The organism is Streptomyces sp. NPDC096132 (genome assembly GCF_044763345.1).
Lineage (GTDB): Bacteria > Actinomycetota > Actinomycetes > Streptomycetales > Streptomycetaceae > Streptomyces.
Genome location: NZ_JBIWGA010000002.1, coordinates 87250 through 108105, shown reverse-complemented (window position 1 = coordinate 108105; position 20856 = coordinate 87250). Strand labels below are relative to the sequence as shown.

The window sequence follows — 20856 nt, the reverse complement described above, 5'->3', positions numbered from 1 at the left end:
GTGTGGGGGAAAGGGGCGGTGGGGCGGTGGGGCTCAGCGGGGGAGGGAGAGGGGGCCGATGCGGTGGAGCACCTCGGGGCCGTGCGGGCCGTCCGGGAACAGCCCGGTCCCGAACAGCACCTCGCGGCTGAGCGTGGCCCCGTGCCGGGCGGCGTACGAGGTGAACAGCCGCTCGGAGGCGGTGTTGCCCGGCGTGATGGTGGTCTCGACGGCGGTCAGCGGACGCTCGGCGGCGAGTCGTGCCGTCAGTCCGTCCAGCAGCGCGGCGGCCAGACCGCGGCCCCGGTACGCGGCGTCCACGGCCACCTGCCAGACCAGCAGGGTGTGGGGGTCCTCCGGCCGTACGTACCCGGTGACGAACCCGACCGGTTCGCCGTCCTCCGCGCGGGCCACGGCCGAGGTGCCGGCGAAGTCGCGGCACCACAGCAGATAGCTGTAGGACGAGTTCAGATCCAGGTTTCCGGATTCCTTGGCAATACGCCAGAGTGCGGCCCCGTCCGCCACGGTGGGCCGGTCGATGAGGAGGTCTGCTGGTGCGGCAGTCATGCGGAAGGAACTTACCCAGGGAAATTCAAAAGCGCATGGAGGGGGCGTGGGGATTCCGTGATGCCGCTGAGGCCGGGGTGGGTTATGCGGCTTTTGCCCTACCGCAAAAGCCGCATAACGGCCTCTCTGTGCAATGCGTCACGCGCCTGTGGCGAGTGGGAAATCTCCCGGGTTTATTCGCGGGGAACCCGGGCAGAAGAACTCGGGAATTCTCTGAATTCAGAAACCGGTAACCCCATCGATATGTTCCCGGAGAATGTCCGCGTGGCCGTTGTGCCGGGCGTACTCCTCGACGAGGTGAAGGAGCACCCAGCGAAGACTGACCGGGGCCCCGGCCATCGGCCCGTCGGCGATCCGCCCGGTCTCCTCCAGCGACCGCCCGGCGATCACCTCACGCCCCCGTGCGACCTCCCGTCGCCAGACCTCCAGCGCCTCCTGAAGCCCTCGGGCCGGATCCAGCGCATACCCGGTCTCCTCCTCGAAAAGCACCGGCACGTCCAGCCTGGCGACCACCCGCTGGAACCAGGTCCGCTCGACCTCGGCGAGATGCTGCACCAGCCCGAGCAGCGTCAGCTCCGACGGCGCCGCCGCCGCCATCCGCACCTGCTGGTCGTCGAGCCCCGCGCACTTGAGTTCCAGCGTGGCCCGGTGAAAGTCCAACCAGCTCTCCAACATGGGGAGTTCGTCACCGGTCAGGAGGGGGACGGGCCGGCCGTCGGGAAGCCTCTGGGGCGTGTCAGCGGTCATCGGCCGAGCATGCCACGCCCCACCGACAAGCGAGGGCCGGCTACGCCCATGCCTCCTCCGCCGCCCGCAGTGCCCCGGCCACATCCACGTCCAGCCCCTTCTCCGCCAGCGCGGCGCCCAGGGCCACCAGGCTGCCCCGCACCGCACCCGGCGTCGCGTCGACGCCGTAGTGGTTGACCCGGATCATCTCCTTGGCCAGGGCGCCCCCGCCCGCCGCCAGCGGCAGCGCGGGGTCCATCGCCAGAGCCCGGCCCACCAGTTCCGACGCGGGCACACCCGACGGCACCCGCAGCGTCGTCGCGACCGGCGCCGCCTCCGCGGCCTCGTGCACATACGGCTCCAGACCCCCGCCCAGCGCCACCGCTCCCGCACGCGTCGCCGCGGCGGCGGCCGCGTGCCGGCCCATCACGGTGGCCGGCCCCTCGGCCTCGATCCGCGCCACACACGCCTCCAGCGCCAGCATCTCCAACTGCGCCGGAGCGTGCAGCAGCGCCTTGCGGCCCCCGTCGACCCAGCGTTCCTTCCAGTCCAGCAGCGAGAGGTACGAGCGGCGCGGCGCCCTCGGGTTCGCCGCCATCCGCGCCCACGCCCGCTCGCTCACCGACACCGCCGACACACCCGCCGGTCCGCCCATCGCCTTCTGCGCGCCGATTACGCACAGATCCACCCCCCACGCGTCCGGCAGGACCGGCTCGGCCCCGACGGAGGCCACGGCGTCCAGAGAGAACAGCGCACCCTGCTCCCGCACCGCCTCACCGATCTCCGCCACCGGGTTGGTGTTGCCGGTCGCCGCCTCCGCGTGCACCAGCGACACGAAGTCGATCTCCGGGTGCGCGGCGAAGGCCTCCCGGATCTGTCCGGCCGTGACCGCCGTGTGGAAGGGCACCGCCAGATCGATCACCGTGGCCCCGCAGTCCCGCAGCCAGTCCCCGAAGGTCTGCCCGTACGGACCGGTGATGACGTTCAGCGCGGTCGTCCCGGGGCCGGCGGTCGCCCGGATCGCCCCCTCCAGCGGCAGCAGCGCCTCGCCCTGCATGATCACGACGTCCTGTTCGGTGCTCAGCAGGCGCGCCACCCGGTCCTCGATCGACGCGAAGCGTGCGGCACTCAAGGGGGCCAGGTCCAGGAAGGGGTGTGTCACGGCGGGGTGCTCTCTCTTCACTCACGGGGTATGAGGTCTCGAGAGTAACCGGCAGACCCCAACACCTCTCCCGACGCACGCTCCCCTCCCCCCACTGATGAGTTCGTAGGTCAGGCAGCCCCGCGACCATCGGTTTGGTTTGAGACACCCAAACTTCTCCTTATAATCGGAACCCACAGTTCCCTTACAGGAAGGCCCGCCGTGAACACGCTCTTCGGGCGACGGACCCGCATCCTGGCCGCCACCACCGCGACGGCCGGGCTGATGCTCGTGGCCGCCTGTACCTCCAGCGACGACTCGGGCAGCGGCTCCAAGACCGCCGCGGGCGGGGTCGAGCTCGTCAAGGCCGGTCAGCTCACCACCTGCACCCACCTGCCCTACCCGCCCTTCCAGTCGGAGATCGACGGCAAGGTGCAGGGCTTCGACGTCTCGCTGATCGACCTCGTCGCCGAGGACCTCGGCGTGAAGCAGGAGATCCTCGACACGCCCTTCGAGAACTTCAAGACCGGCGCCTTCCTCAACTCCGGCGAGTGCGACCTGGCCGCGGCCGGCATGACCATCACCGAGGAACGCAAGAAAAACGTCGACTTCTCCGACCCGTACTTCGACGCCACCCAGGCCGTCCTGGTCGACAAGGACGCCGACGTCAGCTCGCTGGCCGAGGTGAAGTCCGAGAATGTCAAGCTCGGCGCCCAGGCCCAGACCACCGGCGAGGACTACGCCAAGAGCCAGGGCTTCGACCCGGTCTCCTTCGAGTCCTCCGACGCCGTCCTCAACGGTCTGCGCACCGGCCAGGTCAAGGCCGTGATCATCGACTACCCGGTCGTCCAGGGCTGGCTGAAGGACAAGGCCAACGCCGACGCCTTCAAGGTCGTCGACAACCTCAACACCGGTGAGCAGTACGGCTTCACGGTGAAGAAGGGCAACACCAAGCTCCTCGCCGCCATCAACAAGGCGCTCGCCGACGCGAAGGCGGACGGCACGTACAAGGAGCTGTACGAGAAGTGGATCGGCCCCTACGACGAGTCGGCCGCCTCCGCCTCCCCGTCCGCGTCGGCCTCCTGACCCCATGGCCTCCACGGACGTACCACTCCAGCCCCGGAAGAAGGGCCTGACCCGGCGCCAGAAGCGCCGCCTCTCGCGCGGCGCGCAGTACGTCGTGTTCGTCGCCGCCGTGATCGCCTTCGCGGTCTCGGCCGACTGGGACCGGCTGCAGAACCAGTTCGCCCAGTGGGACATCGCGCGGCAGATGTTCCCGGACGTCATCACGCTGGCGCTGAAGAACACCGTGCTGTACACGCTGTCCGGCTTCGCCGTCGGACTCGTGCTCGGCATGGTGATCGCGCTGATGCGGCTGTCGTCGGTGGGCCCCTACCGCTGGTTCGCCGGCGTCTACATCGAGATCTTCCGCGGTCTGCCCGCCCTGCTGATCTTCATCTTCATCGGCGTGGCCGTGCCGCTCGCCTTCCCGGGCACGGAGATCGTCGGCGGCACCTACGGCAAGGTCGCCCTCGCGCTCGGCCTGGTGGCGGCCGCGTACATGGCGGAGACGATCCGCGCCGGCATCCAGGCCGTACCCAAGGGGCAGATGGAGGCGGCCCGCTCCCTGGGGTTCTCGCCCGCCCGGGCCATGGTCTCGATCATCATCCCGCAGGCGTTCCGGATCATCCTCCCGCCGCTCACCAACGAACTGGTCCTGCTGTTCAAGGACTCCTCGCTGGTGCTGTTCCTCGGGGTCACCCTGGAGGAGCGGGAACTGTCCAAGTACGGCCGCGACCTGGCCAGCCAGACCGCCAACTCCACGCCGATCCTCGTCGCCGGCCTCTGCTACCTGCTGGTGACCATCCCGCTCGGCTTCGTCGTGCGCCGTATGGAGGCCAAGGCCCAGGAGGCCGTCAAATGAGCCGACCGGAGATCCAGGTCAAGGACCTGTACAAGTCCTTCGGCAGCAACGAGGTCCTGCGCGGCATCGACCTCGAGATCGGCCAGGGCGAGGTCGTCTGTGTGATCGGCCCGTCCGGCTCGGGCAAGTCGACGCTCCTGCGGTGCGTGAACCTGCTGGAGGAGCCGACCAAGGGCCAGGTCTTCGTCGGCGGCACCGAGGTCACGGACCCGGACGTCGACATCGACGCCGTACGCCGCCGTATCGGCATGGTCTTCCAGCAGTTCAACCTCTTCCCGCACCTGACCGTGACCGAGAACCTCACGCTCCCGCAGCGTCGGGTGCTGAAGCGCGGCAAGGCGCCCGCCGCGAAGGTCGCCGCGGAGAACCTGGCACGCGTCGGTCTGTCGGAGAAGGCGGACGCCTACCCCGCCTCCCTCTCCGGCGGCCAGCAGCAGCGCGTCGCCATCGCCCGGGCGCTCGCCATGGGCCCCGAGGTCATGCTGTTCGACGAGCCGACCTCGGCGCTCGACCCGGAGCTGGTGGGGGACGTCCTGGCCGTCATGCGCATGCTCGCGCACGAGGGCATGACGATGATGGTCGTCACCCACGAGATGACCTTCGCCCGCGAGGTCGCCGACCGGGTCGTCTTCATGGACGGCGGAGTGATCGTCGAGGAGGGCACCCCCGACCGGGTCATCGGCTCCCCGAGCCACGAGCGCACCCGTCACTTCCTGTCCCGGCTGCTGGACCCGGCGATGGCCGAAGTCGAGGAGGAGACGTCCGACCAGGTGGGCAAGAGCGACTAGTGCCCCGGCAGGCAACGTTTGCCCCGTCGCGACGCCCGGCACGCCCTCTCGCCGCACCGGCCGAAAGCCCAAGTACATCCAGTACGAGGGCTTCCGGCCGGCACGACGAGAGCACGCTCCCCCACTCTCGACATCGCTCGAGCGGGGGGACCCCCACGACGCCGCTCCTTGACGGGCAAACGTTGCCTGCCGCGGCACTAGCCGGTCATTAAGGTGCGGTGCATGAGCGATCAGCCGGTGCTGCACGTGAAGGGCCGGGTCCTCGTCGGACCCGACGACATCCGCGACGAACTGTGGGTCGTCGACGGCCGGATCTCCTACGACCGTCCCGTCGGCGTCCGCGACGTCCGGACCGTGGCGGGCTGGGCGCTGCCCGGCCTGGTCGACGCCCACTGCCACGTGGGCCTGGGGCCGGACGGCCCGGTCGCGCCGGACGTCGCCGAGAAGCAGGCGCTGACCGACCGCGAGGCCGGCACGCTGCTGATCCGCGACGCCGGCTCGCCCTCGGACACCCGCTGGGTCGACGACCGCGACGACCTCCCGAAGATCATCCGGGCCGGCCGGCACATCGCCCGTACCCGCCGCTACATCCGCGGCTACGCCCATGAGATCGAGCCCGCCGACCTGGTGGCGTACGTCGCCCGGGAGGCCCGTCGCGGCGACGGCTGGGTCAAGCTGGTCGGCGACTGGATCGACCGCGAGGTGGGCGACCTGGCCCCGAGCTGGCCCCGGGAGGCGGCCGAGGCGGCCATCGACGAGGCGCACCGGCTGGGCGCCCGGGTCACCGCGCACTGCTTCGCCGAGAACTCCCTGCGCGACCTCGTCGAGTCGGGCATCGACTGCATCGAGCACGCGACGGGCCTCACCGAGGACCTGATCCCGCTGTTCGCCGAGCGCGGTGTCGCGATCGTGCCGACCCTCGTCAACATCGCGACCTTCCCGCGGCTCGCGGCGGGCGGCGAGAGCAAGTTCCCGCGCTGGTCGGCCCATATGCGCCGGCTCCACGAGCGCCGCTACGACACCGTGCGGGGCGCCTACGACGCCGGCATCCCGGTCTTCGTCGGCACGGACGCCGGCGGCACCCTCCCGCACGGCCTCGTGGCCGCCGAGGTCGCGGAACTGGTGACGGCGGGCATCCCGGCCGTCGAGGCCCTGGCCGCGACGACATGGACCGCCCGCGCCTGGCTCGGCCGGCCCGGCCTGGAGGAGGGCGCCCCGGCCGACCTCGTCGTCTACGACAACGACCCGCGCGCCGACGTCCGCGTGCTCGCGGCACCTCGCCGGGTGGTGGTGGGCGGCAGGGTCAGGGCGTGACGGCCGCCGCGATCCGCCCGCACCGCTGAACATGTGTGCCATACGAGTCGAAGATGTGTGCGGAAAACTCACGTTGGAGTGAACTCCCGTCAGGCCGCTGACCGTTCACCCCTCGTACGTAATTCTTGCGGGGTCCCGAAGCGTCTCTTCTGGGGAGCCCACCCGTGAGCACCGTGTACTTCCGCATGCCCGCACGCCGTCTCGCCGTCGTGGCGGCGGCCACCGCCCTGACCGCCGGCCCCGTCGGCCTCGCCGGCGCGGGTCCGGCGCACGCGACCGACGGTCGGGGCGGTGCGAGCGCGGTGGCTCTGCGCACCGGCCTCGACGTCGCCCTGGTCGACAGAACGGTCGAGGTGCCGCTCACCGTCTCCCTCGACGAGGTGCGGGCGCCGCAGAGCGCCGGGAGGACCGCGCTGACGGCCCAGCTGGACGGCGTCGACGGCGGACAGCCCTTCAGTCTCCTGCGCGCCGACGTCGCCGAGGCGAAGGCCGGCGTCGACGGCGCGAAGGCCGAGGCCTCCACCCGCCTCGCCCGCGCCCGGCTGCACGTCCCCGGGCTGCCCCTGCTCTCCCTGATCGAGATCGACGCGGTCACCTCCAGGGCGACCTGCGAGGCCGGGAAGACCCCGGTCGCCACCTCCGCCCTGCCCGGCGCGGTGACGGTCCTCGGCAAGAAGGTCTCGGTGAGCGCCGGCGGCCCGACCGAGGTCGAGGTGCCCGGCGTGGGCGAGGTCCGGCTCGACCTGTCCCGGCGTGAGGTCACCTCCCGCACGGCCGCCGCGACCGCTCTTCGGCTCACCGTGCGGGTGAACCCGCTGAAGCTGAACGTCGCCGAGGTCACCGGCACCCTGACCCTGGCCGAGGCGCGCTGCGAGACCCCGACCGCCTCCGAGGAGCCGGCCGGGTCGAGCGCGACACCCGAGGCCGACGTCGAGCCCGCCGACGTCGAGCCGCAGGGCGCCCCCGCCGAGGCGGACCTCGCCCGGACCGGAGGCGGCCCGGTCACGCGGTACCTCGCGGCCGGATCGGTGGTGCTGCTGGCGGCCGGTGGCGCGGCGGTCGCCGTGGCACGCCGCCGCAACTAGACGCCCTGCAAACGCTTTCAGTCGTTGACCCAGGTGGACGCCCCATGGCCACCTGGGCCAACTCCCTTTCTCTGTCAGAACTGTTGACCACTGCATGAAAGCGTTTTAACTTCCTCTTCGCTCCTACTCCGAGAAGCGAGGGGGAACCCGTGGCAGTCGTCCGGCATACGAGGCGAAAACGCTTACAGAGCGGGGCTCTGTTCCTGCTCATGCTCCCCGGTCTCGGCTACTTCCTGCTCTTCCACTACGGCGCGCTGGCCGGCAACGTCATCGCCTTCAAGGAGTACGTCCCCTTCGACGGCCTCTGGGACAGCCCCTGGGTCGGCCTGGACAACTTCCGGCGGATGTTCGAGGACGCCGCGTTCTGGGACGCGGTCCTCAACACGGTCTGGATCGCGGTCCTCCAGCTCGTCTTCTACTTCCCGGTGCCGCTCGCCCTCGCCCTGCTCCTGCACAGCCTCACCTGGACCAGCGTCCGCCGCTTCGTGCAGTCGGTGGCCTACCTCCCGCACTTCATCTCCTGGGTGATCGTCGTCGCCCTCTTCCAGCAGGTGCTCGGCGACACCGGACTGCTCAACTCCGGCCTGAGCGGCATGGGGCTGCACACCGTCGACGTCATCGGCGACCCGGACGCCTTCCGGCCGCTCGTCGTCGCCCAGGTGATCTGGAAGGACGCCGGCTGGGGCACGATCATCTTCCTCGCGGCCCTCGCCCAGGTCGACGAGCAGCAGTACGAGGCCGCCGCGATCGACGGGGCCGGACCCTGGCGGCGCTTCTGGCACGTCACCCTGCCCGCCATCCGCCCGGTGATCGTGCTGCTGCTCATCATGCGGCTCGGCGACATCCTCTCCGTCGGCTTCGAACAGATGCTGCTCCAGCGCGACGCCGTCGGCCCCGAGGCCGCCGAGATCATCGACACCTTCGTCTACTACCAGGGCATCGTCGGCGGCGACTACGGCTTCGCGGCCGCGGCGGGCCTGTTCAAGGGCGTGATCGGCGCCCTCCTCGTCCACGCCGCCAACAAGGTCGCCCACCGCCTCGGCGAACAGGGGGTCTACAAGTGAGCAGCCACGTCCGGCCCGGCTGGATGGAGAAGCCGAGACCGGTGACCCAGGCGGGCAAGGTCCTCGCCCTGACCGCCGTCGTCCTCCTGGTCTGCGTCCCGTTCCTCGTCATCGTGTCGACCTCGCTCGCCTCCACCGACGAGGTCGTCGCCAACGGCGGCTGGGTGCTGTGGCCGACCGAGCCCTCGCTGAAGGCCTACCGCGACATCCTCGACGGCGGCATCGTCACCCACGCCCTCGGCGTCAGCGCCGGCGTCACCGTCGTGGGCACCCTCCTCAGCCTCGCCTGCACGGTGACCCTCGCCTACGCCCTCTCCCGTCCCGGGACCCTCGGCGGCCGGCCGGTCCTGCTGCTGATCCTGTTCACGTTCCTCTTCCCGCCCGGCATGATCCCGAGCTTCCTGCTGGTCAAGGAGCTGGGCCTGCTGGACAACTACGCCTCCCTGGTCCTGCCGGTCCTCGTGAACGTCTTCAACCTCGTCGTCCTGCGCGGCTTCTTCCAGGGCATCCCCGAGGAGCTGTACGAGGCCGCCCGCCTCGACGGGGCGGGGGACTGGCGGGTGCTCGTCTCCGTCGTGCTGCCGCTGTCCAAGGCCGCGCTCGCCGTCGTGGGCCTCTTCTACGCGGTGGCGTACTGGAACTCCTGGTTCTACGCCTCGCTCTACCTGGAGAGCGATCACTGGCCCCTCCAGCAGGTGCTGCGCACCTATGTGGTGGCCGGCTCCGGACTCACCGACGCGACCACCGGAGAGGGCACGGTCACCGCCCCGCAGACCGTGCAGATGGCGGTCCTGGTGATCGCCACCGTACCCATCCTGCTCGTCTACCCCTTCCTGCAGAAGTACTTCACCAAGGGCGTGCTCACCGGCGCCATCAAGAGCTGACTCAAGCCGACACGAGGTGATTCACCCATGGCCCGCATGTCCCGACGTACCCTCCTGCGCTCCATGGCGGTGGGCGGTGCCGCCGCCTCCGTCCCCGGCCTGCTGACCGCCTGCTCCACGAGCTCCGGCGACAGCGACGTCTCCAACGCCGGCAAGAAGCTCGCCCCCTGGCCGGCCTACAAGCCCGCCGCCGGCCCGAAGCCCGACCTCGCCCCCACCGACGCCGGCGTCCAGGCCGGCTACACCGCCTACCCCACCGACCTGGTCAAGTCCGTCTCCCGGACCCCCGGCGACGGCTCCACCGTCAAGGTCATGTCGGTGTCCTTCGGCACCCCGCCCAAGCCGGCCTCCGCCAACCGGTTCTGGGCCGCCGTCGAGAAGGCACTCGGCGTGAAGATCGAGTACACGATCGTCTCCCAGGCCGACTACCAGAAGAAGATGGCCACGGTGATGGCCGGGGACGCCGACACCCTGCCCGACATCATCAACCTGTTCTCCGGCTTCGTCCTGCCGCGCGAGGCCGAGTTCGTCCAGCGGCGCGCCGAGGACCTCACGCCGTACCTCTCCGGCGAGGCGATCGCCGACTACCCCAACCTCGCCAACATCCCCACCCACGCCTGGAAGGACATGGGCCGCATCGGCGGCCGCCTCTACGGCATCCCGCTGGAGCGCCCGCTGCCCGGCTCCACGCTCTGGATCAACCAGGGCGTCTTCACCGACGCGGGCATGAAGGAGGGCTGGACCGCCGACGACTTCGCAGCCGTCGCCCGGCAGGCCACCGCAGGAAAGCGGTACGCGCTCGGCGCCGCCAACGGCTCGCTGTTCGGCAACGCCGTGCACTCCGCCGCCCACCGCGCGCCCCAGGAGTGGGCCGTCACCGAGGACGGCACGTTCCTGCCGGGCTGGGCCGACGAACGCTTCAAGGCCGCGATCGCCTTCCAGGCCGGCCTGCGCAAGGCCGGCAGCTACCTCCCCGACGCCACGTCCATCTCCCAGATCGACCTGACCACCCTCTTCTACAACGGCACCGTCGCCTCCATGCAGGACGGCTTCGGCGCCTACCTGCCCAAGTACCGCGAGTCCCAGGGCAAACTGACCCCGGCCGCCGCCCTGCCGTACGGCGTGGACGGCGAACCCGGCGGAATCGTCGCCGCCCGCCGCTCCTTCGGCTACACCGTGCTGAAGAAGGCGAAGAAGGAACGCGTCGAACTGCTCCTGCGCATCCTCGACCACCTCGCCGCCCCGTTCGGCAGCCAGGAGTGGGAGCTCGTCCACTACGGCGTCGAGGGCACCCATTTCACCCGGGGCAAGGACGGCTCCCCGCAGCCCACCAAGCTCGGCGAGGTCGAGAACAACACCAACCTGCCGCTGAAGTACCTCGCCGAAGGCCCCCAGGTGCTGTTCGTACCGGGCATGCCCGACGCCGTACGCGCCCTGCACACCTGGCAGCAGAAGGTCGTCCCGCACGCCATCCGCAACGCCTCCTACGGCCTCCAGTCCCGGACGAAGAACGCCCAGGGCACCACCCTCAAGGCGCTCCTCGACGACACCGTCACCGGGATCGTCGCCGGCCGACTGCCGCTGTCCGAGTGGGACACGACCGTGAAGACGTGGCGCAGCCGCGGCGGCGACAGAATGGCCGAGGAGTTCGCCAACGACTACGCGGCCAACACCTGAAAGCCGCCGGCGAGGGAGGAGACGCGGGGGATGGGGAACGACATGGTGCCCAAACAGCGGGTCACGATCCGCGAGGTCGCCGAGCGGGCAGGCGTGTCGACGGCCACCGCCTCCCGCGCGCTCAGCGGCAACCATCCGGTGCCCGCCGCGACCCGGGCCCGCGTGCTGCGCGCCGCCCACGACCTCGACTACGTCGCCAACGCGCACGCCCGCGCCCTGGTCGGCGGCGGCCGCAAGATGGCCGCCGTCGTTGTCCGCCAGGTCACCAGCCCCTTCTACGCCCAGGTCGCCGAGGGCGTCGAGGCGGAGGCCGCCGACCGGGGCTGGCTGTGCGTGGTCGGCGCGACCGGCGGCGATCCGCAGCGTGAGATGGAGTTCGTCCAGCTCATGCGGGAGGAGGGCGCGCGGCTCGTCATCCTGGTCGGCGGGGTCGTCGAGGACGAGGCGTATCGCTCCCGCGTGGCCCACTACGCCCAGGCCCTCGACGCGTCCGGCGCCCGGCTGGTGCTGTGCGGACGGCCCGCGCCGGACCCCGACATCCCCGCGCTGGTCGTGGAGTTCGACAACGAGGCGGGCGCCCGGGCGATCACCGGGCACCTGCTGTCCGCCGGTCACCGCCGGATCGTCTTCCTCGGCGGGCTGCCCGGGAACACCGCGCTGGACGCCCGGGTGGCGGGCTACCGGGCCGCGCTCGCCGAGCACGGGCTGCCGCCCGAGGCCGCGCGGGTCGTGGACTGCGGGCTCGGGCGGGCGGCGGGGGTGCGGGCGATGGGCGAACTCCTCAAGGAGACAAGGGAGTTCACCGCCGTGTTCGCGGGCGACGACATGGTCGCGGCCGGTGCGCTGCGGGCCGTCGCCGACGCGGGACTGCGCGTCCCGGAGGACATCTCCGTCGTCGGATACAACGACATCCCGCTCGCCGAGGACTTCAACCCGCCCCTGACCACCGTACGGACACCCGCCGAGGAACTCGGCCGGGCCGCCGTCCGCATCGCCCTGCGCGATCCCGAGCGGGCCGCTGGGACCCACCATCTGCTGGGCACCCACATCGTCGTACGGCGAAGCGTGGCTCCGCCGGGTGGGCCGTCGTGAGGGTGCGGGCCGTCTGTGGCTGGTCGCTCCCCCACTCTCGGCTTCTCCCCCACTCTCGACTTCGCTCGAGCGGGAGGGGCCCCCATGAGCGGGGGAACCCCCATCGCGGCGGAGCCGCATATCGATGCAGCCCCGCGCCCCTTAGGTGCGTTGCCGTGCCCCCTGACCACAGCTCACGGAGGACTTGCCCGCGTATGCCAGAGGCCGACTTCCTTCTCTCGCCTCATACCGGCTGGACCCGCGCCCACTGGGAGGCGGCCGCCGATCGGTTGCTCGATGGGCTGCTGCCCTATGCCACTCCCGGGTTCGCCCAGTACCGGCTGCCCGGGCCGCCCAGCCACTCCGGTTCCTGGTCCGACGGCCTGGAAGGGTTCGCGCGGTCGTTCCTCCTCGCCGCCTTCCGTGTCGCGGGGTCCCGCGGCCGGGTCGGGGCCGGGCTCGTCGAGCGGTACGCCGCCGGGCTCGCCGCCGGGACCGATCCGGGCCACCCCGAGCACTGGCCGCCCGTCACCGACCGCGCCCAGCCCATGGTCGAGGCCGCCTCCGTCGCCGTCGCGCTGCACGAGTCACGGGCCTGGCTGTGGGACCACCTGGACGACGGGGTGCGGGGGCGGGTGGTCGACTGGCTGGGCGGGTTCGTCGGGGCCGACGTGAACGACTCCAACTGGCGGCTGTTCCAGGTGATCACGGAGGAGTTCCTGGCCTCCGTCGGCGCCCCGTACCGCCGTGACGAGATCGACGCCGGGCTCGCCCGGCTGGACGACTGGTACCGGGGCGGCGGCTGGTACACCGACGGCGACGGACGGAAGTTCGACTACTACAACGCCTGGGCCCTCCACCTGTACCCGGTGCTGTGGGCGCGGATCGCGGGCCCCCGCGCCGACCCGGACACGGTGGCCCGGCACCGGGCGCGACTGAGCGAGTTCCTCACCGCCCACCAGCACTTCTTCGGCTCCGACGGCGCCCCGGTCCACCAGGGTCGCTCCCTCACCTACCGGTTCGCGACCACGGCCCCGCTGTGGGCGGGCGCGCTCGCCGACGCCACTCCCCTACCGCCCGGCCGCACCCGCCGCCTCGCCTCGGGAGCCCTGAAGCACTTCGCCGAACGGGGCGTCCCCGACGAACAGGGCCTGCTCACCCTCGGCTGGTACCGGCCCTTCCGCCCCGTCACCCAGCGCTACTCGGGCCCCGCCTCCCCGTACTGGGCGAGCAAGGCCTTCCTCGGCCTCCTGCTGCCCGAGGACCACCCCGTGTGGACGGCCGTCGAGGAGCCCGGGCCCGTCGACACCGCCGACGCCGTCCTCGCGGTGCCCGCACCCGGCTGGCTGCTGCACTCCACCGCGGCCGACGGGATCGTACGGCTCGTCAACCACGGCAGCGACCGCCTCCCGCCCCCGCCCGCCACCGCCGAGGACAGCCCGCACTACGCCAAGCTCGCCTACTCCAGCGCCACCGCCCCCGACACCCCGGCCGGCCCCGACAACCACATCGCCCTGCTCGCCCCCGACGGGACGCCCTCGCAGCGAGGGCGCATCCAACCGCTGGGCGCCCGCGGCCGGAGCGCCGGGTCCCGGCAGGGCGGCGGGAGCGGGATCGAGACCGTGAGCGTGGTGCGGGGGCCGTGGGAGATCCGGGTGCACCGCGTCGACGCGCCGCCCGGCACGCCCGTGCGCGAGGGCGGCTGGGCCGTCGCCGACGACTTCGGGCCACCCCTCGCGAAGACGGGCCCCGGCCATGCGCTGGCCATCCGCGCCGACGGCCTGACCAGCGCGCTCGTCGCCCTGCACGGCTGGGGCGACGCGGCCGGCACCGTCGTACGCGCCCTGGACGCCAACGCCTGCGGACGGCACTCGGCGACCCCCGTCCTCGAAGGCGCCGCCCCGCTCCTGGTCACCCTCGTCGTGCTGGGCGTGGACGCGCCGACCGCCGGGGCGGAGGCAACCGTGGACGTCGATGGCGCCGTGCGGGTCCGGTTCCCGGACGGCACCCAGGAGCGGGTGCCGTCGCTCAGCGGTCCGCCAGCGTCATCGCCCGGTCCAGCGCCTGGAGGAACGAGTTGACGGTCGTCCGGTCCCGCACCGCCAGCCGCAGCCACTCCTCGTCGAGCCCGGGGAAGGTGTCCCCCCGCCGGACCGCGAACCCCAGGTCCCGCAGACGCCGGCGCACCGCGGCCGCCCGCGGCAGCCGGACGAGGACGAAGGGGCCCTCGGCAGGACCGGCGACCCGGACCCCGTCGGCCGCGAACTCCTCCAGCCCGGCGACCAGATGGGCCCGGTCGGTGGCGACCCGATGGGCGGCATGGGCCGCCTCCGCCAGCGCACGCGGCGACACGCACGCCTCGGCCGCCGCCAGCGCCGGGGTCGACACCGGCCACAGCGGCTGCGCCCGCTCCAGCTCGGCGATCGTCTCCGGCGCGGCGAGGACGTACCCGATCCGCAGGCCGGCCAGCCCCCAGGTCTTCGTCAGGCTGCGCAGCACGACCAGACCGGGGACGTCCGTGCGCCCGGCGAGGGCCTCGCGCTCGCCGGGCACCGCGTCCATGAACGCCTCGTCGACCACCAGCGTCCGCCCGACCCGCGCCAGCCGCGCGATCGTCTCCGCCGGGTGCAGCACCGACGTGGGGTTCGTGGGGTTGCCGATCACCACCAGGTCGGCGTCCTCGGGCACGGCCGCCGGATCCAGCAGGAAACCGTCCTCGGCCCGCAGCACCACCCGGTCCACACTGTGCCCGGCGTCCCGCAGCGCCGCCTCCGGCTCGGTGAACTGCGGGTGCACGACGACCGGTCGACGGACCTTCAGGGCGCGCGCCAGCAGCACGAACGCCTCCGCCGCGCCCGCCGTCAGCAGCACCCGCTCCACCGGCAGCCCGTGCCGCGCCGCCACCGCCGCCCGCGCGGCCCGCCCGTCCGGGTAGGCCGCGAGGCCGGTCAGCGACGCGGCGATGTGCTCGCGCAGCCAGCGCGGAGGAGTGTCCGCGCGGACGTTCACCGCGAGGTCGACGAGCGCCGAGCCGGCGTCCCGCACCTCGGCGTCCCCGTGGTGCCGCAGGTCGTGCCCGTCAGTGTGCATGGGAATGCGTGTGCCCTCCGTGGTGCTGGTGCCCGTGGTGGTGACCGTCGTCGTCCGGGTGGAAGTGCGGCTGCTGCGGCAGCCCCACCTTGTCCTCGAAGCCGGGCAGCGCGATCCGGTACACGCACGAGTCGCAGTTCATCCGCAGATCCCCCTTGACCGCCTCCTCGTACCGCTCCATCACCAGGTCGAGCAGTTCCGGCTCGGACCCGATGACGTCCGCCGAGCGCACCTCCACCTCCGGGTGCGCGGCCGCCCACCCCTCGGTCTGCTGCCGCACCCGGTCCGGCAGGATGCCCGTGAACAGGAAGTACGGCAGGACGACGATCCGCCGCGCGCCCAGCCTCACACACCGGTCGAGGCCGCTCGGCACGTCCGGCGCGGCCAGCGACACGAACGCCGTCTCCACACCCGCGTACCCGCGCCCCTCCCACAGCAGCCGGGCCGCCTTGTACACCTCCGCGTTGGCGTCCGGGTCGGTGGATCCGCGCCCCACCAGCAGCACGGTCACGTCGGAGCGGTCCTCGGGCGTGCGCCCGGAGGTGCCCAGCGCCTCGTCGAGCCGCCGCTCCAGGACGTTCAGCAGCGCCGGGTGCGGGCCCAGCGGACGGCCGTAGGTGTACGAGACCCCCGGGTGCCGCTCCTTCTCACGCGCCAGCGCCGCCGGGATGTCCCCCTTGGCGTGCCCGGCGGACACCAGCATCAGCGGTACGGCGGCGAACCTCCGCACCCCCCGCTCCACCAGCTCGGTCACGGCCTCGCCCAGCGGCGGCGGGGACAGCTCGATGAAACCGCCCGCGACGGGCAGTTCGGGGTGGCGGCGCCCCAGTTCCCGTACGAAGTCGCGGAACGCCTCGGCTCCGGCATCGTCCCGGGTGCCATGGCCGGCGATGAGCAGGGCGGGCGGCGGGGTGGTCACGGTTTCTCCTCGGCGAAAGCAGCGAAAGGGGGGTGGTTCGGCAGGGGGCGGTTCACTTCGGCTCCTCCTGCCAGCGGTAGCCGCGGGGCGTCACCATGCGCCCCGCGACGGTCCGGGTCGCCGTGTTGCCCACGGTCACGACCGTCATCATGTCGACCGTCGCCGGGTCGAGCGCGGCCAGGGTGGTCACCCGGGCCGTCCCGTCCGGGCGTGAGGCGTTGCGCACGACACCGACGGGCGTCGCCGGCTCCCGGTGCTCCGCGAGGATCGAGAGCGCCTTGGGCAGCTGCCAGTCGCGGCCCCGGGAGCGGGGGTTGTAGAAGGTGACCACGATGTCGGCCTCGGCCGCCGCCCGCACCCGCCGCTCGATGACCTCCCACGGCGTGTGCAGGTCGGACAGGCTGATCGACACGTGGTCGTGGCCGAGCGGCGCGCCGAGCAGCGCGGCGGCCGCGAGCGCGGCGGTCACGCCCGGCACCCCGACCACGTCGATGTCCTCGGACGCCTCGGCGAGCGCCGGGGAGGCCATGGCGTACACACCGGCGTCCCCGCTGCCGATCAGCGCGACCGCCTGTCCCTTGCGGGCCTCCGCGACGGCCGTGCGCGCCCGCTCCTCCTCGGCGCCCAGGCCCGACTCCAGGATCCGGGTGCCGGGCCGCAGCAGGTCACGGATCTGGTCGACGTACTGGTCGAGCCCGACGAGCACCGAGGCGCGCCGCAGCTCGTCCTTCGCGCGCGGGGTGAGCAGGTCCCGCGCACCGGGCCCGAGCCCGACGACCGCGAGCCGCCCTCGCCCCGGCCGCCGTACGACGGCGCAGGTCGCCATCGCGGGAGTCCCGGCCGACTTCCGCTTGGGCACGACGAGTTCACCCCCGCCGAGCAGCGCGGACGCCTCCGCGACGGAGGGCGTGCCCACGGCGGCGAGCGGCGCGTCGGAGGGGTTCGGCACCTCCACGACGGCCAGCTCCTCGGCGGAGTACGTCACCACCGGCACGCCGAGCCGCGCGGCCGCCTCCAGGATGCCGGGCTCCTCCGCCTTGGCGTCCACGGTGGCGAGCCCGGCGACGCTGCGAGCGGACAGTCCCGCGTCCCGCAGCGCGCCCTCGATCACCTCGAGCACCTCCTCGGCCGGGGCGCCCCTGGACGCGCCGACGCCGACGACGAGCGACGGCGGCCGCAGCAGCACCTCCCGGGAGGCGGGCGCGACGGCACGGTCGGTGATCCGGACGGTGTACGCCCCCTCCGGCGCGAACGGCACCGGCGGCAGCGGCCAGGTCACCTCGGCGTCCAGCGCGACCGGCTCGCCGTCCAGCAGGGCCCGGGTCACCCCGGCCACATCGCCCTCCGCGGGCAGGCCGAGGGTGTCCAGACCGGGGATGCCGACGGCGTCCGTCGCCGTGGTCACCACGGGCTCGGCACCCAGCAGCTCGCCCACCTCCACGGCGAGTTCATTGGCGCCGCCGGCGTGCCCGCCGAGCAGCGGTACGGCGAACCGGCCGCCCTCGTCGACGCACACCACACCCGGGTCGGAGACCTTGTCGGTCAGCAGCGGGGCGACGAGCCGTACGACGGCCCCCGTCGCCAGGAAGCACACGAGCTGCTCGCACTCCGCGAACGCCCGCCGGACGGCGTCCCCGACGGGACCGTCGTACACGCGCGTACGGTCCGGCCACGCCACGGCCAGCCGGTCGCGCGCCGCCGCCCCGGCCGCGGTGGCGGAAATGAGGCCGATCACTGAGCAACTCCTTCACTGGACACCGGGGTGCGCACACCCCACAGCAGAAATACGGGATTGGTCGCCGCCAGCCGGGTCACGTCTCCCGGCAGGGGAGCGAGCCGCGAGGACTGGAGCAGGACGCCGTCGACGTCGTACCCGGCCCCGACGAGCGCGGCCCGGGCGGCCGGCACGCGGTCCAGCGCGGCCATGGCGACCACCACGGTCCGCCGCGCCCGCCGCGCGCAGACGCCCACGATGTCGGGCAGCTCCCGCCCGCCGCCGCCGACGAACACGGCGTCGGGATCGTCGAGGCCGTCGAGCGCGCCCGGCGCCATGCCGTGCACGACGTCGACGTACACGCCGTGCGCTCCGGCGTTGGCGCGGATTCGTTCCACCCCGTCCGGGGCCTTCTCCACCGCCGCGACGGCGGCACCGAGCCGCGCGCACTCCACGGCCACCGACCCCGACCCGGAGCCCACGTCCCACACCAGGTCGCCGGGGCGTGGCCCGAGCCGGGCCAGGGCCAGCGCCCGCACCTCGAACTTGGTGATCATCGAGTCGCGGTGCGCGAAGTCGTCCTCGGCCAGCGCCCATCCCGCGGGCCGGGCCGCGCCGCCCGCGAGGGTCCGTGCGGGACCGAGCGGCCGGGACTCGTCCAGACACAGGACGACACTCACCGCCGTACCCCAGTCCCGTTCCGCCGCCTCGGCGGGGGAGACCCGCTCCACGCGTTCGCGCAGCGGATCGCCCAGCGCGGAGGCGACCACGAGGACCCGCGCGGACTGCCGCAGTGCCGCCCCCAGTTCGGCGGGTCCGGCGCCGGGCCCGGTGAGCACGGCGACCTTGGGATGCGCCCGGCAGACGTTCACGGCCGTCCGGGGATCCCGTCCGTGCGCGCTGACGACGACCGCGTCGTCCCACGTCAGCCCGAGCCGGGCGAAGGCGGCGGCGACGGAGGAGACCCCGGGACGCACGTCCAGCAGCTCAGGCCCGAACCGCTCGGCGAGCGCCCGCACGATCCCGAAGAACCCCGGGTCGCCCGAGGCCAGCACGACCACCCGCCGGTCCTCGGCGACGTACGTCCCGACGACGTCGAGGGCGGGCGCGAGCGGCCCGAGGACGATCCGCTCGGCGGTCGCGGGCAGCCGTACGGCGTCCAGGTGGCGCCGCCCGCCGACGACCAGCTCGGCGTCGGCCAGCTCCTCGGGGCCCGGCGGCGCCCCGGTGCCCGTTCCGAAGACCGTGATCACGTACCGGCACCCCGCTCGCGCAGCGCCCTGCGGGCCTCCGGGTCGGCCTTGCGGTAGCCGTGGAAGTGGCCCGGGTGGTACAGGTGCGAACGGGTGCCGTGGGCGTCGAGGGCCGGGCCGACCAGGAAGAGCGTGTGCTTCCAGAGCTTGTGCTCCTTGACCGTCTCCTCCAGCGTGCCGATGGTGCACTTCACGACCAGCTCCTCCGGCCAGGTCGCCTGGTGGGCGATCACCACCGGGGTGGCGGTCGGGTAGCCGCCCTCCAGCAGCTCCCGCACCAGCTGCCCGCTGCGGGCGGCGGACAGGAAGATCGCCATGGTGGTGCCGTGCCGGGCGAACTCCCGCACCTCCTCCCCGGGCGGCATCGGCGTCTTGCCGCCGCCGAGCCGGGTGAGGACCACGGACTGCGCGACCTCGGGAATGGTCAGCTCACGCCGGGCCAGCGCGGCGACCGCGGAGAAGGACGACACCCCGGGGACGACCTCGGTCGCGATACCGATCGCGTCGCACCGGTCGAGCTGCTCCTGCGTACCGCCCCACAGCGCGGGGTCGCCCGAGTGGATGCGCGCGACCCGCAGACCCTCCCGGCGGGCGCGCTCGTACACGGCCACCACGTCCTCCAGGGACATCGTCGCCGAGTCGAGGATCTCCGCACCCTCCCGCGCGTGGTCGAGGACCTCCGCCTGGACCAGGCTCGCGGCCCAGATCACGACGTCGGCCTCGGCGATGGCGCGCGCGGCACGGAAGGTCAGCAGGTCGGCGGCGCCGGGGCCGGCACCGACGAAGGTCACCTTGCCGGCGGGGGCATCGGCCATGGGTTCGGGTCCTCTCACAGCGGGTTCGAAGCGGGTCGCAACGGGTCGTAACGGGGTCAGGTCAGGGGCCGGATGTGCGCGGCCGGGGGCTGATCGGATACGAAGGGCCCATGGCGGTCTTCGTCGCGCTCGGCGCGTTCCTCATGACGCTGGCCGGCGGCTGGACGGCACAGCGTGTCACCGACCGCCGCCACCTGGTCCTCGGCCTGGCCGGTGGCCTGATGCTGGGCGTCGTCGGCCTGGACCTGCTGCCGGAGGCCCTGGAGGCGGCCGGCACGGAGGTCTTCGGCGTCCCGGCGGCGCTCCTGCTGTTCGTCGCGGGGTTCCTGCTGGCCCATCTGGTGGAACGTCTGCTCGCCGTGCGGCAGGCCGCGCACGGCGCCGGGGAACACAACGGCCGGACCCCCGAGGTGGGCCTGACGGCGGCCGCGGCGATGGTCGGCCACAGCGCCATGGACGGCGTGGCGATCGGCGCGGCCTTCCAGGTCGGCGGCGGCATGGGCCTGGCGGTGGCCGTCGCGGTGATCGCGCACGACTTCGCGGACGGCTTCAACACGTACACGATCACGAGCCTGTACGGGAACGCCCGCCGCAAGGCGCTGTTCATGCTGTTCGCGGACGCCGCGGCACCCGTGCTCGGTGCGGCGGCGGCGACCGTGGTCACCATCCCGGAGCAACTGCTCGGCGGCTATCTCGGCCTGTTCGGCGGCGCGCTGCTCTACCTCGCCGCGGCCGAGATCCTCCCCGAGGCCCACCACGAACACCCCGCCCGCTCGACCGTGCTGTGCACGATCGCGGGCGCGGCCTTCATCTGGCTGGTGGTGGGCCTGGCGGCCTGAGCTGCC

The 20856-nt window shown here is 72.8% G+C and carries 19 protein-coding genes; 11 read left to right on the top strand and 8 right to left on the bottom strand.

What is annotated here, in order from left to right:
- Nucleotides 1–33: 33 nt before the first annotated feature.
- The 3 genes from ectA to ACIRF9_RS04855 all read right to left on the bottom strand — a co-directional run bounded on the left by ectA (nt 34) and on the right by ACIRF9_RS04855 (nt 2434).
- On the bottom strand, nt 34–546 hold the full coding sequence (gene ectA, locus ACIRF9_RS04865) for a diaminobutyrate acetyltransferase (protein WP_403816415.1): 513 nt from the start codon (nt 544–546) through the stop codon (nt 34–36).
- Between the two features lie 219 nt (nt 547–765).
- Nucleotides 766–1293 carry a DinB family protein gene (locus tag ACIRF9_RS04860; RefSeq protein WP_403816413.1) on the bottom strand — a complete coding sequence of 176 codons (528 nt, stop codon included), beginning with the start codon at nt 1291–1293 and terminating at the stop codon, nt 766–768.
- A 40-nt stretch (nt 1294–1333) separates the two neighbouring features.
- On the bottom strand, nt 1334–2434 hold the full coding sequence (locus ACIRF9_RS04855; RefSeq protein ID WP_403816410.1) for a pyridoxal-phosphate-dependent aminotransferase family protein: 1101 nt from the start codon (nt 2432–2434) through the stop codon (nt 1334–1336).
- A 201-nt stretch (nt 2435–2635) separates the two neighbouring features.
- Between ACIRF9_RS04855 and ACIRF9_RS04850 the strand changes: the two genes are divergently transcribed.
- The 10 genes from ACIRF9_RS04850 (at nt 2636) to ACIRF9_RS04805 (ending at nt 14301) form a co-directional block, all read left to right on the top strand.
- Nucleotides 2636–3499 carry a transporter substrate-binding domain-containing protein gene (locus ACIRF9_RS04850; protein WP_403816407.1) on the top strand — a complete coding sequence of 288 codons (864 nt, stop codon included), beginning with the start codon at nt 2636–2638 and terminating at the stop codon, nt 3497–3499.
- Between the two features lie 4 nt (nt 3500–3503).
- Nucleotides 3504–4337: an amino acid ABC transporter permease gene (locus tag ACIRF9_RS04845; RefSeq protein ID WP_403816404.1), complete on the top strand. Its 834-nt coding sequence runs from the start codon at nt 3504–3506 to the stop codon at nt 4335–4337.
- Complete coding sequence (locus ACIRF9_RS04840; RefSeq protein WP_403816401.1) at nt 4334–5125, top strand: amino acid ABC transporter ATP-binding protein; 792 nt, start codon at nt 4334–4336, stop codon at nt 5123–5125. The genes ACIRF9_RS04845 and ACIRF9_RS04840 overlap by 4 nt, the downstream gene beginning before the upstream one ends.
- A gap of 222 nt (nt 5126–5347) precedes the next feature.
- On the top strand, nt 5348–6439 hold the full coding sequence (locus tag ACIRF9_RS04835; RefSeq protein WP_403816398.1) for an amidohydrolase family protein: 1092 nt from the start codon (nt 5348–5350) through the stop codon (nt 6437–6439).
- Between the two features lie 164 nt (nt 6440–6603).
- The gene (locus ACIRF9_RS04830; protein ID WP_403816395.1) at nt 6604–7524 is read left to right on the top strand and encodes an SCO1860 family LAETG-anchored protein; all 921 of its coding nucleotides are present in this window, start codon (nt 6604–6606) and stop codon (nt 7522–7524) included.
- Between the two features lie 209 nt (nt 7525–7733).
- On the top strand, nt 7734–8588 hold the full coding sequence (locus tag ACIRF9_RS04825) for an ABC transporter permease (RefSeq protein WP_403816392.1): 855 nt from the start codon (nt 7734–7736) through the stop codon (nt 8586–8588).
- A complete protein-coding gene (locus tag ACIRF9_RS04820) occupies nt 8585–9472 on the top strand; it encodes a carbohydrate ABC transporter permease (RefSeq protein ID WP_403816389.1) in 888 nt (295 codons plus the stop codon). The genes ACIRF9_RS04825 and ACIRF9_RS04820 overlap by 4 nt, the downstream gene beginning before the upstream one ends.
- Nucleotides 9473–9499: 27 nt before the next feature.
- Nucleotides 9500–11149 (top strand): sugar ABC transporter substrate-binding protein, encoded by a 1650-nt coding sequence (locus ACIRF9_RS04815; RefSeq protein ID WP_403816386.1) that lies wholly within the window; start codon nt 9500–9502, stop codon nt 11147–11149.
- A 30-nt stretch (nt 11150–11179) separates the two neighbouring features.
- Complete coding sequence (locus tag ACIRF9_RS04810) at nt 11180–12241, top strand: LacI family DNA-binding transcriptional regulator (RefSeq protein WP_403816383.1); 1062 nt, start codon at nt 11180–11182, stop codon at nt 12239–12241.
- Nucleotides 12242–12435: 194 nt separating this feature from the next.
- Nucleotides 12436–14301: a DUF2264 domain-containing protein gene (locus ACIRF9_RS04805; RefSeq protein WP_403816380.1), complete on the top strand. Its 1866-nt coding sequence runs from the start codon at nt 12436–12438 to the stop codon at nt 14299–14301.
- Here ACIRF9_RS04805 and cobC read toward each other — a convergent pair.
- Genes cobC through cobM form a run of 5 tightly spaced genes read right to left on the bottom strand, consistent with a single transcriptional unit; the run spans nt 14249 to nt 20011 of the window.
- Nucleotides 14249–15310: an Rv2231c family pyridoxal phosphate-dependent protein CobC gene (gene cobC / locus ACIRF9_RS04800; RefSeq protein WP_403816377.1), complete on the bottom strand. Its 1062-nt coding sequence runs from the start codon at nt 15308–15310 to the stop codon at nt 14249–14251. The two genes, ACIRF9_RS04805 and cobC, sit on opposite strands and share 53 nt — an antisense overlap.
- A complete protein-coding gene (locus ACIRF9_RS04795; RefSeq protein WP_403816374.1) occupies nt 15300–16229 on the bottom strand; it encodes a sirohydrochlorin chelatase in 930 nt (309 codons plus the stop codon). Before ACIRF9_RS04795 ends, cobC begins: the two co-directional genes overlap by 11 nt.
- Nucleotides 16230–16281: 52 nt before the next feature.
- Nucleotides 16282–17964 carry a precorrin-3B C(17)-methyltransferase gene (gene cobJ / locus ACIRF9_RS04790; RefSeq protein ID WP_403816372.1) on the bottom strand — a complete coding sequence of 561 codons (1683 nt, stop codon included), beginning with the start codon at nt 17962–17964 and terminating at the stop codon, nt 16282–16284.
- A complete protein-coding gene (gene cbiE / locus ACIRF9_RS04785; protein ID WP_403816369.1) occupies nt 17961–19196 on the bottom strand; it encodes a precorrin-6y C5,15-methyltransferase (decarboxylating) subunit CbiE in 1236 nt (411 codons plus the stop codon). The genes cobJ and cbiE overlap by 4 nt, the downstream gene beginning before the upstream one ends.
- Nucleotides 19193–20011: a precorrin-4 C(11)-methyltransferase gene (gene cobM / locus ACIRF9_RS04780; RefSeq protein ID WP_403816366.1), complete on the bottom strand. Its 819-nt coding sequence runs from the start codon at nt 20009–20011 to the stop codon at nt 19193–19195. Before cobM ends, cbiE begins: the two co-directional genes overlap by 4 nt.
- A 110-nt stretch (nt 20012–20121) precedes the next feature.
- Here cobM and ACIRF9_RS04775 point away from each other — a divergent pair, with 110 nt between their 5' ends.
- A complete protein-coding gene (locus ACIRF9_RS04775) occupies nt 20122–20850 on the top strand; it encodes a ZIP family metal transporter (protein ID WP_403816364.1) in 729 nt (242 codons plus the stop codon).
- The last annotated feature ends 6 nt before the right edge of the window (nt 20851–20856 follow it).